This window comes from Psychrosphaera sp. 1_MG-2023 (genome assembly GCF_030548245.1).
GTDB lineage: Bacteria > Pseudomonadota > Gammaproteobacteria > Enterobacterales > Alteromonadaceae > Psychrosphaera > Psychrosphaera algicola.
Window position 1 is genome coordinate 87068 of the sequence record NZ_JAUORW010000016.1, and the last position, 17188, is coordinate 104255.

General features: G+C 42.4%; 12 protein-coding genes and 1 other RNA gene. 12 read left to right on the top strand and 1 reads right to left on the bottom strand.

Annotation, left to right across the window (positions count from 1 at the left end):
* Nucleotides 1-14 precede the first annotated feature (14 nt).
* The 4 genes from Q4575_RS15275 to Q4575_RS15290 all read left to right on the top strand — a co-directional run bounded on the left by Q4575_RS15275 (nucleotide 15) and on the right by Q4575_RS15290 (nucleotide 5149).
* Nucleotides 15-1466, top strand: a complete 1452-nt coding sequence (locus tag Q4575_RS15275) for a glycoside hydrolase family 32 protein (RefSeq protein WP_303523418.1) — start codon at nucleotides 15-17, stop codon at nucleotides 1464-1466.
* Nucleotides 1463-2404, top strand: coding sequence for a carbohydrate kinase (locus Q4575_RS15280; protein ID WP_303523419.1), 942 nt, complete (start codon nucleotides 1463-1465; stop codon nucleotides 2402-2404). Before Q4575_RS15275 ends, Q4575_RS15280 begins: the two co-directional genes overlap by 4 nt.
* Nucleotides 2405-2421: 17 nt before the next feature.
* Entirely contained in the window at nucleotides 2422-4695 is a 2274-nt protein-coding gene (locus tag Q4575_RS15285; protein WP_303523420.1) for a GH32 C-terminal domain-containing protein, read from the top strand.
* A 232-nt stretch (nucleotides 4696-4927) separates the two neighbouring features.
* Nucleotides 4928-5149: a hypothetical protein gene (locus Q4575_RS15290; RefSeq protein ID WP_303523421.1), complete on the top strand. Its 222-nt coding sequence runs from the start codon at nucleotides 4928-4930 to the stop codon at nucleotides 5147-5149.
* 469 nt (nucleotides 5150-5618) lie between these two features.
* Here Q4575_RS15290 and ssrS read toward each other — a convergent pair.
* A non-coding RNA gene (gene ssrS, locus Q4575_RS15295) (6S RNA) lies at nucleotides 5619-5814 on the bottom strand.
* A gap of 264 nt (nucleotides 5815-6078) precedes the next feature.
* Here ssrS and Q4575_RS15300 point away from each other — a divergent pair.
* The 8 genes from Q4575_RS15300 (at nucleotide 6079) to Q4575_RS15335 (ending at nucleotide 17061) form a co-directional block, all read left to right on the top strand.
* Nucleotides 6079-6633 carry a UPF0149 family protein gene (locus tag Q4575_RS15300; RefSeq protein WP_215964916.1) on the top strand — a complete coding sequence of 185 codons (555 nt, stop codon included), beginning with the start codon at nucleotides 6079-6081 and terminating at the stop codon, nucleotides 6631-6633.
* 24 nt (nucleotides 6634-6657) lie between these two features.
* Entirely contained in the window at nucleotides 6658-7980 is a 1323-nt protein-coding gene (pepP, locus tag Q4575_RS15305) for a Xaa-Pro aminopeptidase (protein WP_303523422.1), read from the top strand.
* Between the two features lie 175 nt (nucleotides 7981-8155).
* Nucleotides 8156-9556 (top strand): FAD-dependent monooxygenase, encoded by a 1401-nt coding sequence (locus Q4575_RS15310; RefSeq protein ID WP_303523423.1) that lies wholly within the window; start codon nucleotides 8156-8158, stop codon nucleotides 9554-9556.
* A 33-nt stretch (nucleotides 9557-9589) separates the two neighbouring features.
* Nucleotides 9590-10801, top strand: coding sequence for an FAD-dependent monooxygenase (locus Q4575_RS15315; RefSeq protein ID WP_303523424.1), 1212 nt, complete (start codon nucleotides 9590-9592; stop codon nucleotides 10799-10801).
* 175 nt (nucleotides 10802-10976) lie between these two features.
* Nucleotides 10977-12062 carry a glycine cleavage system aminomethyltransferase GcvT gene (gcvT, locus tag Q4575_RS15320; protein WP_215964920.1) on the top strand — a complete coding sequence of 362 codons (1086 nt, stop codon included), beginning with the start codon at nucleotides 10977-10979 and terminating at the stop codon, nucleotides 12060-12062.
* A gap of 219 nt (nucleotides 12063-12281) precedes the next feature.
* Nucleotides 12282-12671, top strand: coding sequence for a glycine cleavage system protein GcvH (gene gcvH / locus Q4575_RS15325; RefSeq protein ID WP_215964921.1), 390 nt, complete (start codon nucleotides 12282-12284; stop codon nucleotides 12669-12671).
* 272 nt (nucleotides 12672-12943) lie between these two features.
* On the top strand, nucleotides 12944-15862 hold the full coding sequence (gene gcvP, locus Q4575_RS15330; protein ID WP_303523425.1) for an aminomethyl-transferring glycine dehydrogenase: 2919 nt from the start codon (nucleotides 12944-12946) through the stop codon (nucleotides 15860-15862).
* A gap of 785 nt (nucleotides 15863-16647) precedes the next feature.
* Nucleotides 16648-17061: a hypothetical protein gene (locus Q4575_RS15335; protein WP_303523426.1), complete on the top strand. Its 414-nt coding sequence runs from the start codon at nucleotides 16648-16650 to the stop codon at nucleotides 17059-17061.
* Nucleotides 17062-17188 lie beyond the last annotated feature (127 nt).

Sequence of the window (17188 nt, forward strand, 5' to 3'; positions counted from 1 at the left end):
AAATGAGAATTTTTATGAAAAACACTGAAGAAAAACAATTCACTGAACAGTGGCGACCACTGAACCATTTTACGCCACAAGAAAATTGGATGAATGATCCTAATGGCTTAGTGTATTACGACGGGCTCTATCATTTATTTTACCAGCACAACCCTAAGGCACATGTATGGGGCAATATGAGTTGGGGTCATGCTGTGTCGACTGACTTGTTGAATTGGCAGGAAAAACCCGTTGCTTTGTTACCAGATGTCAACGAAAACAAACAAGGATTAGGTTACATCTTTTCCGGTAGCGTGGTGGTCGATTGGAATAATACGTCGGGATTTCAGCAAGGTGAACATCCTCCATTAGTTGCGATTTTCACTCATCATTCTGAACAAGCGGTTCAGTGCCAAAGTATCGCTTACAGTAATGACGCAGGTGAGACTTGGACTAAATTTGAAGGTAACCCCGTTATCGAAAATCCAGGTATTAGAGACTTCAGGGATCCAAAAGTGTTTTGGCATCAAGACTCAAAACAATGGGTCATGGTATTGGCGGCTGGCCAAGTTGTGAAACTGTTTGGTTCGGCGGATTTAAAATCGTGGCAGTTTTTATCTGATTTTGGTGAAGATGTAGGAAGCCATGCTGGAGAATGGGAATGCCCCGACCTGTTTCAATTGACCACCGAAGATGGTGAGACAAAATGGGTATTGATAGTCAGCATCAACCCCGGTGGACCGAATGGCGGTTGCGGCACGCAATACTTTGTTGGCGAATTTAACGGCAACAGATTTGAGACGGATCACGATAATGTGAAATGGTTCGACTATGGACCGGATAATTATGCCGGCGTAACGTTTGACGGCCTACAGCGAGTCGATGGTCGACGGATCATGATCGGTTGGATGTCAAATTGGACCTATGCCGGAGATTTACCGACCTACCCGTGGAGCGGTGCTATGGCGTTACCAAGAGAGTTAACTCTTCTTAGCACATCAAATGGACATTTGCTTGCTAATAAGCCGGTGAACCAATATCAAAATTCGATGGTAGAGGTCACCCGGAATAAAAGCACCCAGGCGATTTCGGCGTACCTTCCACAAGAGTCTGTCGTCAATATTGAGTTTAACGTATCGACTAGTGCGCCGAGCAAAACAACTTGGGAGTTAACTAACGTCGATGGCGAAAAAGTGATCATCAAATACAACCCATTGCGCAAGCTACTGACAGTCGATCGTCGAAATGCCGGTTTTGACATTAAAATTTGGACGATGCCAATAATTGAGGCGCCGGTATTGCCGCACAACGATCAAATATCGGGTCAAATGATTTTAGACAAATCTTCGTTAGAAATATTTTGGGGAGATGGTACCACGTCTGTTACCGCATTACTGTTCCCGTCTAGTCCTTTTGATACGCTCGTCATGCAGTCGCAATGTGACTCTGAGAAGTCGATTATCATCAGCAAAGTAGGGCAAAAATGATGAGGAATAAAGTTGCGGTATTTGGTGAAGCGCTTTTTGATTTATTGCAACAATCTAATGGTGATTATCGTCCATTTGTTGGAGGGTCACCGTTTAATGTTGCTCGGAGTTTTGCGAAGCAAGGTTTAGATTGTTGTTATTTGTCGCGCATCGGAAATGACGATTTAGGAAGTCAAATCATGCATGCGGCGCAACTAGATGGGATCCAGCTCCCGGAAAATAATCGTTCGGACAAACCCACCTCTTTAGCGCTGGTTTATAAAGATGAGAATGGGCACCCGAGCTATCAACTTTACCGTAAATCTGTTGCTGATCTGGATATGACCGCAGAGCAATTGTTAGCGATTATACCAGCGGACGTTGAGGTATTTCATACAGGATCACTGGCCTTGGTTCCAGAGATGATAGATGTGTTAACGCCAGTTTTAATTAAATTGAAAAATCGCGGGGTGAAGATCAGCATCGACATTAATGTACGACTAGGGGTTGAAATAGATCATAGCCAATATGTCGGAGCGATATGGCAGTTTATTGCGTTAGCTGACATCGTGAAAGTCAGTGATGAAGATCTACATCTGATGGGTCTGCAAGATGATCCCATATATCATGCCGCTGAAATGTTAAGTGTGATGAACGACGGTATTGTCGCGTTAACATTGGGTGAACAGGGGGCATTTATCATCACCGATGGGTTAACGGTGCAACAAGACATCATTCCAACCCGTTCTTTTGGTGATGCTGTAGGGGCAGGCGATACGTTTTTTTCTGCATTAATTTCTGAGTTGCTACGTAACAACGCACTGCATCGTTTTGCCGAAAAAGAACAACTGCAACAGGGCTTGTTATTTGGCGCTATGGCTGCGTCGTTAAACGTCAGTGAAATCGGCTGCCACCCCCCATCACAACAGCAAGTATTAAACGCATTAGCCCTTCTTTAGGTATGGATATAGGTATTATGATGACTACAACGCTTCGATTTTTTGCCAATTTATTGGCACTGCATGCATTTCTCGCAGTAATTTTTTTTAGTGAAAGAGCGCTTGCCAACAGCGTATTACTGACGGAAAACTTTGACAATTTAGCAAAAAGTAACGTTAAGTTATTCACTCAATTTGAGCAACCAGATAGCGTCGCGGGGGTAACAGGCAGGGCATGGCGTACTGACGGTTTTTCCAGTTGGGGCGAAGCTTCAGTCTCGCTTCAGGGAGTAAATAGTTTTACATTTTCCACTTGGGTTGCGCTTGAAAGTTATCCTTCTGATTTGGAAGTGACCGCAGATAAATTAACGCCATCTGCGATAGTAAATCAACGTATCGGTGATTTAGGGTTTGAAGTTTACCTCGATACGTTTGGTCGCTGGGGGTTATGGCTTGCGACCAGTAAAGGACCGGTGAACATAAAGGCAACAGAGCCGTTCCCACTTTATCAATGGAATCATTTGGCGTTTTCATTAAACGACAAGACTAAGACGGTAAGTCTTTACCTAAATGACACGTTACTTGGTAAAGCTCAAATGCCTTCTTTCGGTCAATTTACGCCAGCCAATACACCACTTTTGTTGGCCAAAAGTCATCAAGAAGTCGAGTTATTAAACTTTACCATTAATCGCATTAATGGCGCCTTTGACAACATATTGTTGACCACTGAAGTATTTTCGCTAGAGAAGATAACTCAAATGTATCTCACAGCCGATTTGAGTGTTGTTGACGCAGAAAATGCTTTGTCAGTACCATCATCTCGATTTGCTCTAGATCATTTAAGACCACGTTACCACCCTATGCCGCCAGCAAATTGGACCAATGAACCCCACGGTTTAGTCCGGAAAAATGAATTGTGGCACATGTTTTATCAACGGACGCCAAATGGCCCCTTTAAGACTCAGATGCACTGGGGACACATGGTGAGTGATGATTTGGTAACTTGGACGGACTACCCCGACGCTCTAAGGCCTGAGATAAACCAAGCTGGATTTGGTTATGACATGAAAGGTATTTGGTCTGGAGATGTCGTCGTTGACGGTGAGCAGGCATATGCATTTTACACCAGTGTTAACCATTCGGATCGTTTAACATCCGCCAACCCTGGTGTATCCGTGGCCATGAGTCTAGATCCCAATTTAATTGAATGGCAAAAAGTTGGGCCCATTATCAATACGCAACATGTCGAAGACTTTCGTGACCCTTACCTTTGGCAGGAAAATGGTAACTGGCATATGCTCATTGGTGCAGCCTACAAAAATTATGGTGGATTAGATTATTACATCGCGGATAAGTTGGGGCCTAACGTCAAATGGCAGCACCAAAGCAACTTTAGCAGTTTGCCATACCAAACGATGGATATTGGCTCGATCATTTGGGAAATGCCTGTATTTGAGGCGCTAACCGAAGATGTGTACGTGTTAGTTGTGAACCCAATTGGCGGCACAATTGAAAAGTATGGAGACCCGGCGACACGAGGAGTCTATTGGACAGGGACTTGGAAAAACGGTCAATTTCAACCTCATTATACCAAGCCTAAAATGTTAGATGTTATCGTTGGTCATCTATCGCCAACGGTTGCTCGTGGTGAAGATGGCGCTATTAGAGCGATAGGCATTGTCGATGAACGACGCACTGCCCAAGCGCAAGAAAACGCAGGGTGGACACATACGTTTAGTTTTCCACGTCGCTGGTTTTTGAGTCAGAACCGACTAGCGTTGGGGCAGGCTCCAGCCCCTGAGTTAGTCCAGTTACGTGATAAGTTGCAGTTTAATCTACAAAAGGTCTTGATCTCGCCAGAGCCGATTTTTGTGTCATCAGAACTAAAAGCTTACGAGCTCTATATTAAAGGCCAGGCGTTGAGTGACAACAGCTTGAAAATCGACGTATTGAGCAGTAGCGATGGCACAGAACAAACATCCATTGTGATTGATGGGGAAACGGGTAAAGTCACATTGGATAAAAGTCGTTCTAGTTTAGCTGGTGAAGACGAAGGGCCTCAGATCTTAACGGGACATTATTCTAAACAAGATTTTGGCACAATTGAGTCCGTACGAGTTTTTGTTGATGGGTCAGTCGTAGACGTGTTTATTAATGACGCGGCCGCTTTTTCGGTTCGAAGTTATCCTTCAAAACGAGATAGTGATTTAGTCAAAGTGTCGTCAACGTCAACATTCAGTTTAGAAAACCTGAAATTATGGTCTTTCCAACCAGATGTTCGGAAATTGTCGATCACTGGAAAAAATAAGTAGATGTGTTACTTAATCGAATAGCCGCTTAATGCCGTTCGACTTAGTGAGTAGGTCAATGTGCTCTGCAAGCTAGGTTAGAACGGCGATGTTTTCGACGGCTATAAACGACAGGTAATCGTTCTTGTGCGCGCTTAGGCAACCCAACTAGACTTTAGAGTAATTATCTAGTTGCAACTATCAACGGAAAGTCCGATGTTGACCAAAGTGCCTCCGCAGCACTTGCAGACGATCTTTGTTTGACGCTTACCAATATGAAGGTGATTATAGCGGGTGGGATGTTTTAGTGCATGTTGCAAATAGTGCCTATGATATTGTAGGTGATACTCAAGCAAAGAATGCCTTACTTGCTAACTGGACGACAGATCAGGATTATGCTCAGAGAGTTGATAACTTAGCTGCTGGGTTAGTGTCTGCGGTTACAAATAGAAATGTACACTTTTTTATAGTAGTTTAGAAAGCCATCTAATTGCGATGACACCCAAAACGAAAAGAACAAAAACGAGTGGCACATTGAATAACCACGTAATTCTAATTTACTATGGGTATCCACACCGCCACGAATGTGACCATCCATTGGACCTAGCCAGACAAAAATTCAGAAATGATTTTACTATTCATTTTGGCATCTTGTTGAAAAATAATTGTGTCGTTTTCAGCCTAAAATTACTTACATTTGAATCACTGTATAAGTGGGCGTTAAGTGGGCGTTAAGTGGGCGTTAAGTGGGCGGCAAATTCAGAGATGCTCTGAAAGCCTTTAAAATTGGTCGGACTGGTCAGATTCGAACTGGCGACCCCTGACACCCCATGACGGGGATCCAACCAAATGGTTTTGTGTACCACGATGTGTACCACAGTGTTAGCTTTAATGATTTTGGTGCGTGGGAATTCTATTTAAAAATGTGTTGGAAGTCTTTGTTTTAGGTGGTCCCCAAGGTGCCGATGAAAACTAAAACCTTGAACGCCGAATTGTTCAAGGCGGAGCACATTTCTGTTCCGTAGGCTTCTCGATTACTAGCCAAAGACTAGCCGAGCTTGCGCAATAGAACGGAAAATGCATTCCTGGGTAAGTATTATCGGCTCAGGGATATGAGTTTTCTGTCAAACACCCCAGGCAACCAAAACAAACAATAAACCAGTATTTCCATAATGCCCAATAACAATATCGAACATTGTAGAGAGAATTTATTGCGTCGCGGAATATAACAGGATTAGAAAGCGCTGCAACGGAAAATAGAGAAATAAAATTCAACTGGCCATTTATTTTTCAAGATGACGTTTTATTGCCCGTTATTTACACGAAAAAACAACATTCACAGCAATCTACTTCTTTAAATTCAAAATCTGTTTTACACTTAAAGTATTAAATTTTTTGGAAGATAATATGAAACATCAGGAATTAATGAGCGTAATAAACGAACACGATTTCACAGCGACAGCGAGTGAGCTACACGGTTTAATTACCGGGTTAATCGCTGGTGGCATGTTTAAAGGTTCGGAAGATTATTTAGCCCATTTAGCCGACTTGTTTAACAATGGTATGGCTATCAAAGGCTCATTAAAAAAGTCTAGCGAAGAATTAACCCAGTCAATATTTAGTCAATTGGCCTCGGAAGATATGTCGTTTGAACTTATGTTACTTGACGATGATGAGGTTTTGTCAGAGCAAGCCGAAGAGCTAATTAACTGGGTTCAATATTTTTTAGTGGGTTTTGGTCTGAATCAACGTGATTTAAAAATGGCATCCAATGACGTTCGTGAAATTATTGAAGACTTTACTAACATCACGCGCATGGATCCAAATTTAGATGATACAAACGAAAGTCAGGGCGACTATTACGAAGTGGTGGAGTTTATTCGCATATCGGCTGTGTTAATCCATCAGGAGTTTGGTAAGCCACTACAAGACGACGCAGAGCCTAAAAAGACCCTTCACTAATTATTTACGAGTTAATAAAACGTTATGATACCAAACAGTGAGTTTGTCACCCGCCGCAATCGTCTGTTAGCCCAAATGGCGCCAAACAGCGTTGCCATAATACCCGCCGCCAATGAACTAACGCGCAGTAACGATACCGAGTTTCCGTTTAGACAAAATAGTGATTTTCAATACCTCACTAATTTTCCTGAGCCAGATGCGTGGCTTGTTTTAGAAAAGTCTTTGGATACAACAAGTTCAACACTGGTTTGCCGGGTTAAAGACAAAGTTGCTGAAATTTGGCAGGGCCGTCGTATTGGTGCAGAAGTAGCCAAGCAACAATTTGAATTTGACGAAACGTTTGATGAATCAAAACTCCACAGTGTGTTATTTACCGCTATTAACAATACCACTATCTTGTATTGGCCACAGGGTGAATCTGAAGCAAACGACAAACGTATTTTTGATTTGTTAAACGAACTTCGAACAGGGCCTAAAAAAGGCTGGAATGCGCCAACGCAAATATCCGATCCGCGACCACTTATTCACGAGATGCGTTTGTTTAAGTCGGCTGATGAAATTACCGTTATGAAACGGGCCGGCGTAATATCTTCTACCGCCCATAAACGCGCCATGTTGTTTGCGGCAAACCTGCATAAGTTAAAGCAACCGGTAACTGAGTTTCAACTCGAAGCAGAAATTCATCACGAATTTGCGATGTCTGGTGCCAAACACCCAGCCTACGGCACAATTGTTGGTGGTGGCGAAAATGCCTGTATCTTACACTACACTGAAAACCAAGATGTGATTGAGTCTGGGTCATTAGTCTTAATAGACGCCGGTTGTGAATTACAGGGGTACGCTGCTGACATTACTCGTACCTTCCCTGTATCGGGTAAATTCTCACCAGAACAAAAAGCGCTGTATCAATTAGTATTAAATACTCAGGTTGAAGTCATTAATAACATCAAACCGGGTACGACACTAAAAGCGTTAACCGAATTATCGGTTCGACTTATTACCCAAGGGTTGGTTGAGTTAAATATCTTAGAAGGCGATGTCACGCAACTAATTTCACATAACGCCCACCGAGCTTTCTATATGCATGGATTAGCTCATTGGCTCGGCCTGGATGTACACGATGTTGGAGACTATAACCAAGCTGGTGCTCAACGTCCGTTGCAAGCAGGCATGGTATTTACGGTTGAGCCAGGCATTTATATCGATTCGGAAGCTAATTGTGAGCCAAAATGGCACGGCATCGGTATACGTATAGAAGATAATATTTTGATCACCGAAACCGGTTATGAAAACTTAACGATTACCGCGCCAAAATCTGTTGAAGAGATCGAAGCGTTAATGCAATAAGATTACTTTTATTGATGTGCTGTGAGATTAAGCATTTTTCGTTTATCTCACCACTCAATAAATTGATGATGCAAAGTTGTTTTTTTGAATACGAACGGACTAATTGCAAACCGTGACAAGGTTATAGAAACCGAAAACAAATTTAACGCCGACGGACAAAGTTGAAATAAAACCGATGACAGAAAATGGATCAAACCCTCAAATATTCGATGTTGTTATTTCTGGCGGTGGACTGTCGGGATTGCTAACTGCAATTGGTTTGAGGCAGGAGTCGCCGGAATTAAACATTGCGATAGTTGACCCAAACGCAACAACTAAACCACAATTTGGTTTAGAAGCGCAGCAAACCGAACCTCAATTAAACTTTACAAACAACTTTGATGGTCGTTGCATCGCGTTATCTTACGGCTCGTTAAAGCTCTTGCAACATTGGCACGTTTGGCCAAGATTAAAACCCCACGCATGGCCAATTAAAACTATTGTTACGTCTGACAAAGGTCATATTGGTAAAACCATTTTAAAAGCCAGTGATTTCCAATTATCCGCCATGGGATATGTAGCCGAAATGCGCAATATCGGACAGATATTTCAGCAAACATTGGCGCAAATGGCGGAACAAAAAATGAGTTGGTTTGTGCAAACCGAAATTAGCGCCATTTGTCATCAGGGTGACTACACCAAACTCACGTTAACCGATGGTAATGAATTGCATACCAAGTTATTAGTCGTGGCAGAAGGCGGTATGTCGAGCACAAAATCTTTGTTAGGCATTGAAAACGATACAGCGGATTACAGTCAAACCGCAGTTGTGGCGAATATTAAAACCCAAGGTGCAGATGGTAAAGACGGTAAGTTTGCAAAATTGCTGCGTCACCCAAACCTTGTGAGTAAAGACTTTGTTGATGCTGTTGCGTTTGAGCGTTTTACCACACATGGTCCAATAGCCCTGTTACCGATAGGTCCGCAACAATACTCTGTTGTGTGGACAGAAAGCCACGATAAAGCAGACGACATTTCAAAATTAACAGACACTGAGTTTTGCAAAGCGTTGCAGGCTGAGTTTGGTTTTGCCGCGGGTGAAATTATCGAAGCGGGCGAGCGGGCGTCTTTTCCATTGTATTGCTCTAAAGCTCAAAACTTAACTCACAATCGCGTTGTTTTGTTAGGCAATGCGGCACATACCGTTCACCCAATTGCGGGACAGGGATTTAATTTAGGATTGCGTGATATTGCGGTTTTAGTTAATGAAATTAAAGTTGCTTTAGATAATAAACAAGACATCGGTAGCTTTAGGTTATTAAATCAATATCAAAACAATCGGGTGGATGACATAAACCGGATCACAACTTTTACAGATTCATTGGTACGAATATTCGGACTGGAAGGGCGCTTGCCAGCATTTGTCCGGACTATTGGATTGATGTCCCTGCAAAAATTTGATCCCCTACAACAGTGGTTAGCATTACACTTTATGGGCAGTCAGTCGGCAAAAAATATTCCGCAACTCACGCAATTGCCTCAATTAGCTCAGTTAAAACCGTTAGTTCAAGAACAACAAACGCATGATCAAAATTAACCCAAGAACAAAAACAAGAGTAGGATTTTAGGCATGATTTCAACAGACATCGTTATCGTCGGTGGCGGAAGTGTAGGGTTAACGACAGCACTTGGCCTTGCCAATACCGGTTTTACGGTTACGGTAATAGATAACAGTGCGGCTGAAACCATACTGTCATCGCCTGAAACGCGAGTATCAGCGCTGTCACCCGCAAGCGAAGCGATCCTGAGGAATTTAGAAGTTTGGCAACATTTGGATTGTACTCGACTAACACCTTATTCAGACATGGACGTTTGGGAAAAAGATTCTTTTGGGCGAATTAATTTTAATGCAGAACAAGTCTCTGAACCGCGTCTTGGGCATATTATCGAAAACGCCAATATTCGTAATGCGTTAATTAATACAGCGCAACAACATCATAAGATTACCTTGTTGTTTGAGACAAAATATCAAACGATTCATAACAGTGACGAACATGTATTAGTGACGTTAGAAAACGGCGCACCTATATTAGCCAAACTGCTTATTGCGGCCGATGGGGCTAATTCAAATATTCGAAAATTGCTAAAACTACCCATTACTTTTTCTGATTACGATCACCATGCAATTGTTGCCACAATTAAAACTACTGAACCACATACTCATTGTGCAAGACAGGTATTTTTGCCTGAAGGGCCATTAGCATTGCTACCACTTTATAACAGTAATTTGTGCTCTATCGTGTGGTCAACATCACCTGAAAACGCCGAGAAATTAATGGCAGACAACGATGAGCAATTTTCTCGAGCATTAACAGCCGCAACAGACAGTGTACTTGGGCCGGTTAGCTTACACAGCAAACGCCAGTCATTTCCACTTACAATGCGTTATGCTAATCAATGGCTGGATAAACGCGTGGTTTTAGTGGGCGACGCCGCACATACCATTCATCCACTAGCCGGATTAGGCATGAACCTTGGCCTATTAGATGCGGCGAGTTTGTTGCAACAACTGCAAAGCGTAGATGTGGCAAATTTACCTGAAATGACCCAACAATTACGTAGTTACGAGCGATGGCGAAAAGCGGAAGCGCAGCAGGTTATTCTTGCGATGCAGTCGTTAAAGTCGTTGTTTGAAGGCAACAATCCAATAAAAAAATTGATCCGTACAGCCGGTTTATCAATGACTAATTCGATGCCAATGGTGAAACATGAAATTATACTCAACGCTATGGGAATGAAAGGTAACCTACCGACATTAGCGGTGCCCGTAGAAATCATCTAAACCAAAATTCGGTAATGTTTCAGATAAGTATTACTAATGCTTAGACTATGGAGAATAAGTCTAAATTAGTCTATACTCTGCCGCAATTTCAATTCCCGTGTAATTTTTGTGGTTAACAAAATGAACAATTATTTTCATCATTAATCATGATGAAAGGTTCAAACTAGGTGAGAATATGAGCAATAAAACGGTTTTATTTGATAAACATGTAGAAGCAAATGCCAAAATGGTTGATTTCCACGGTTGGGAAATGCCAATCAACTACGGATCTCAAATTGAAGAGCATCATGCGGTTCGCCAAGACGCGGGTATGTTCGACGTATCTCACATGACCATTGTTGATATTAAAGGGGCAGACGCTAAATCGTTTTTACGCTATTTAGTTGCCAACGACGTTGCTAAATTAACTGTACCGGGCAAAGCCTTATATACAGGAATGTTAAATGAAGCCGGCGGCGTAATTGACGACCTTATCGTATATTACTTTGACGAAACGTTTTACCGCTTAGTTGTAAACTCAGCAACTCGAGAAAAAGACCTAGCTTGGATCAATAAACAAGCCGAAGCGTTTTCGGTCACTATCACAGAACAACCAGATTGGGCGATGATCGCTGTTCAAGGCCCAAATGCAAAAGCAAAAGTAGCCACATTATTAACTGACGAGCAAAATGCAGCCGTTGAAGGCATGAAGCCATTTTTTGGTGTTCAAGCTGGCGATTTGTTTATTGCAACAACCGGATACACAGGTGAAACTGGCTACGAAATTATGTTAGCGCCAGAGATGGCCGCTAACTTATGGCAACAACTACTAGATGCTGGCGTTAAACCTTGTGGCTTAGGTGCCCGTGATACGCTTCGTTTAGAGGCGGGTATGAACCTTTACGGCTTAGATATGGACGACACTGTTTCGCCTCTTGCCGCTAACATGGCTTGGACTATCGCTTGGCAACCTGAAGACCGTAACTTTATTGGTCGTGATGCAATTACGAAAGCGAAAGAAGCGGGGACTGAGCAACTAGTTGGTTTGGTTATGGAACAAAAAGGTGTTTTACGCAGCGGCCTAAAAGTCATTTCAGAAGCAGGCGAGGGCACAATAACGTCAGGCACATTTTCACCTACGTTAGGCTATTCAATCGCTATGGCCCGTGTGCCAAGTGGTGTTGCTATCGGTGAAAGCGTACAAGTTGAAATGCGCAAAAAATTAGTTGACGTTAAAGTGGTTAAAGCAGGCTTTGTTCGTAACGGCAAATCAGTACTTTAATTTTTATCGTTTTTGTTGCTATGCCATCTTGGATAAGGCTGAGTTCTTAACTAAGAAAATAGCGACAAATAAGAGCAAAAAGAACGTCAATTAGACGTTTTATAAAGAAATTATCGTTTGCAGGTTGAAGTATAGCCGCACACCAATTATCTTTTCCAAGGTATGTGGCTAAATTTGTAAATAACTAAACTTAAATTATCTATCCTAAGGAACATAATAATGAGCAATATTCCATCGGACTTAAAATATGCTTCGTCTCACGAATGGGTTCGTAACGAAGGTGAAGGCGTTGTTACTGTAGGTATTTCAGAGCACGCACAGGAACTTTTGGGCGACATGGTATTTGTTGACTTGCCTGATGTTGGCGACGAATATGCCGCTGGTGACGATTGTGCAGTTGCAGAATCAGTTAAAGCAGCATCAGACATTTATGCTCCTGTTGCGGGCGAAATTGTTGCTGTAAATGAAGAATTAGAAGACTCTCCAGAAACAGTTAATAACGACCCATACGGTGACGGTTGGTTGTTCAAAATTAAAATGGAAGACGCTTCTGAACTAGAAGATCTTCTAGATGCAGAAGGTTACGCTCAGTCTATCGACGAAGACTAATCGTAAATGAATAAAGGCCCCGTTAACTCATCTCTATAGGAAATGTAACGGGGCTTCTTTGTTTTTGCGCTGCAGTTTTATGGGGTTGTTTAGGCAAACCATATCCTGCAACGCAAATTGTAATCGTTTAAGTCTAGGTGCTTGGTTAGGCCAGAAAACGGTTTCAATGCAAAAGTACTATTTGTCGATTTACGCACCTTTCACTTTACATGGTGTTTAAAACGCAAAGCCGATTTACAACACATACAGCAATTTTAGGAAGTCGCACTACCATGACCGAAAAAACCAGCTTACAGCAACTAGAACAACACGACATTTTCATTCGCCGTCATATTGGTCCAAGCCAAAGTGACCAGTCAGAAATGTGTCAAGTGTTAGGCGTAAGTTCAGTGGATGAGCTAATTGACCAAACGGTCCCAGGTTCGATTCGTTTAGACAAAGATATGAACATTGGCGACGCGCAAACAGAAGAAGAGACGTTAGCGTATTTAAAACAAGTTGCTGGTGAAAACAAGGTTGCAAAATCTTATATCGGTTTAGGTTACCACCCAGTGTCGGTTCCTAACGTTATTTTACGTAACGTTATGGAAAACCCAGGATGGTATACAGCGTATACGCCTTATCAACCTGAAATTGCTCAGGGTCGTTTAGAATCGTTGTTGAACTTCCAACAAATGACTATCGACCTAACAGGCTTAGATTTAGCAAGTGCATCATTATTAGACGAAGCAACTGCAGCAGCAGAAGCGATGGGTCTAGCAAAACGTGTTTCTAAAGCCAAAAAAGCCAATAGCTTCTTTATTGCAGACGATGTTTTCCCTCAAACCATTGACGTTGTTAAAACCCGTGCAGAAATGTTTGGTTTTGACGTAATCATCGACAAAGCAGAAAAAGCCCCAGAATTAGAAATCTTCGGTGCCTTGTTCCAATACACAGGTGCAGAAGGTCAAGTAAACGATATCAAACCTTTGATTGCTGGCGTTCAAGCCAATAAAGCCGTTGCATTAGTTGCAGCCGATATCATGAGCTTATTATTATTAGAAGGCCCAGGTCATTTAGGCGCAGATGCCGTATTAGGTTCTGCTCAACGATTTGGTGTTCCTATGGGTTATGGTGGCCCACACGCCGCGTTTTTCGCCACAAGCGACAAACATAAACGTTCATTGCCTGGCCGTATCATTGGAGTGTCTAAAGACCGCCGCGGCAACAAAGCCCTACGTATGGCAATGCAAACCCGTGAACAACATATTCGTCGTGAAAAAGCCAATTCAAATATTTGTACAGCTCAAGTTTTGCTTGCCAACATGGCGGCATTTTATGCGGTATACCACGGTCCTCAAGGCCTTAAAACAATTGCAACTCGCATTAACCGTATGGCAGACATATTTGCCGCAGGTCTTACTGCTAAAGGCGTTTCACTTGTTAATGCAACTTGGTTCGACACCATCACATTTGTGGCACCAAATAAAGATGAAATTTTAGCCCGTGCTAAAGGTAAGTTAGTTAACTTCCGTACCGATCTTGAAGGCAAGTTGTCAGCAACGTTAAACGAAATCACTTCACAAGCCGATTTACTTGAGTTGTTTGATGTTGTTTTGGGCGAAGGTCACGGTTTAGATGTAAGTGTGATTGACGCACAAATTGTTGCCCAAGACAGCTCGTCTATCCCTGCTGAATATGCTCGTAAAACAGACGTATTAACGCATCCAGTATTTAATTCTTACCAAAGCGAAACAGAAATGTTGCGTTATATCCGTAAGTTAGAGGGTAAAGACTTATCGCTTAATCACTCAATGATCTCATTGGGTTCTTGTACCATGAAGCTAAACGCAACTGCGGAAATGATCCCAGTGACTTGGCCAGAATTTGGTAACTTGCACCCATTCTGTCCTGCGGACCAAGCTTTAGGTTACCGTAAGATGATTGGTGAATTGTCAGATTGGTTAATCGACGTAACCGGTTACGACAATATTTCTATGCAACCTAACTCAGGTGCACAGGGTGAATACGCCGGTTTGATTGCAATTCGTAAATATCACGAAAGCAATGGCGATCATCACCGCAACATTTGTTTAATCCCAAGCTCTGCACACGGCACTAACCCTGCATCTGCGCAAATGGCCAGCATGAAAGTGGTTGTTGTTGAATGTTTACCTGACGGTAACGTCAACATGGAAGACTTAAAAGCAAAAGCGGAATTGCACGCTGATGCGCTGTCTTGCATCATGATCACGTACCCGTCAACTCACGGTGTATACGAAGAAACCATTAAAGAAGTATGTGAAATTGTTCACCAGTTTGGCGGTCAAGTTTATCTTGACGGTGCAAACATGAACGCCCAGGTTGGCTTAACATCACCTGGCTTTATCGGTGCCGACGTTTCCCACTTAAACTTACACAAAACCTTCTGTATTCCACACGGTGGCGGCGGCCCAGGTATGGGACCAATTGGCGTTAAAGCGCATTTAGCACCATTTTTACCAAACCACGTCGTGAGCAAAGTTGAATTTTTTGGCGACAACAATGTCGACAACGTGGGAACAGAAAACGGTGCGGTTTCTGCTGCACAGTATGGCTCTGCGGGCATCTTACCAATTTCATGGGCCTACATTGCCATGATGGGTAAACATGGCTTACGCCAAGCAACAGAAGTGGCTATCTTAAACGCCAACTATGTAATGGAACGTTTAAGCAAACACTACCCAGTATTGTACCGCGGCCGTAATAACCGCGTAGCGCACGAATGTATTATCGACATTCGTCCACTTAAAGAAAGCTCAGGCATCACAGAAATGGACATCGCTAAACGTCTTAACGACTACGGCTTCCATGCACCAACCATGTCGTTCCCAGTTGCGGGCACGTTAATGATTGAACCAACTGAGTCAGAAGCAAAAGTAGAACTAGACCGTTTTGTTGACGCGATGATTGCCATCCGTGAAGAAATCGCGAAAGTTGAAAACGGCCAATGGACTGTCGACGACAACCCATTAGTATTTGCACCGCACACAGCTGAAGACGTACTAGACCCAGAGTGGAACCGAGCATACGCCCGTGACTACGCCGCATTCCCATGCGCCGCGGTTAAAGAAAATAAATTCTGGCCAACGGTAACACGAATCGACGACGTATACGGTGACCGTAACCTCATCTGCTCATGCCCTCCGCTGGATACGTACAGAGAAGATTAGTTTCTTGTTGTCACTTTCGAATAAAGTTTGAAACAACAAAAACAAGTTTGAAAATTTAATAAAGTTTGAAAGTAGAAATAGTCAAAGGCGAGCTAACTAGCTCGCCTTTCTTATTTCGAATAGTAGATTTAGTTAGTTAGGTCGACAATTTTCCAACCAGCGTAATCAGTTTTATTAATATGTTCTTCTGGAAATCTAGATTTATCCATAGCCAGACAAAGCAAATACTTCGGTCTTGAAAATGCTACGTATAGCTGTTTCATAAATTTCGGTTTTCAAGAAAGATAAAGGAGTTGAACCGAAGCTAAAAAACAAAGAGATTGTCGGGCAATTAAGGAGTGGTCAAAGTCTTCGAGCAGTAGCCAGAAGAACGGGTACGAGTATCGGTTTCGTTAAGAAATTAGCACAGCAAAATAATATCCCCATCGACCGACGAGCACAATTCATTCTTGAAGACGAACGAAGAGCTATTTGGCGGAAGCTTTTTGTTGGCATGGCATGCTGCAAGATTGCCAATGAAATGGGAGTATCGACTGGAGCGGTCGAACAAATATTGTCAGCCCACCCTGAGTTCATGGAGCTTAGAAAAAGAATTCGCTTTTTCGATAAATGCCGCAATCACCCACAAAACATAGTTAAAGCCTGTGAGGCTCTCAGGACAAGAAACGCAATTAAAAGCGCAGAGTCAGCAAGCTACTTATAGCTGTTTAAAAATGACAAAACCTGGCTTTACGACAATTTACCGCCCGAAATTCCCCGTGAACTGAGATATAACAGGCAATGCTATGAAGAAAACTACAATAACTAATTGGTTTCTGGTTGACTTAATAAATCTAAAAGAAAAGTCTTTGCCTCAACTTTTAGGGCAGATTTTATGGGGCGATGTGCTGTCTGATGATACCGGCAGATTTAAGCCAGGCGACTACGTTTGTTCTAACCTTATTGTTGCCAGAACAGATAGGAATTTTATAACCAAATCAGGTAGTCATTACGAATGTGTTGGTAAAGAAAAACATGTGGAGGTGAATATCTTCGATTTACACATAATCAGACAAGGAGTTTCACCTAAACAATTGATCGATCTGAAACAGCCGCTGAAATTAGATTTAGGACGACCTGATCCTGCTATTGATACAGATACCTTATTTAAAGAAATTAAAGAAGACTCAAAGTTAGGCAAGTTTAAATTTGATGATTAACTTCTTATATAAGCGAGACCCTAAATAAGACTTTTGTTAATGAGCAAGTAAAATAATGTAATCAATTTTAAGCCGATAACATGCTTGTTAAGTGGGTATTGGAACTATCTTAAAATGCATGAACACC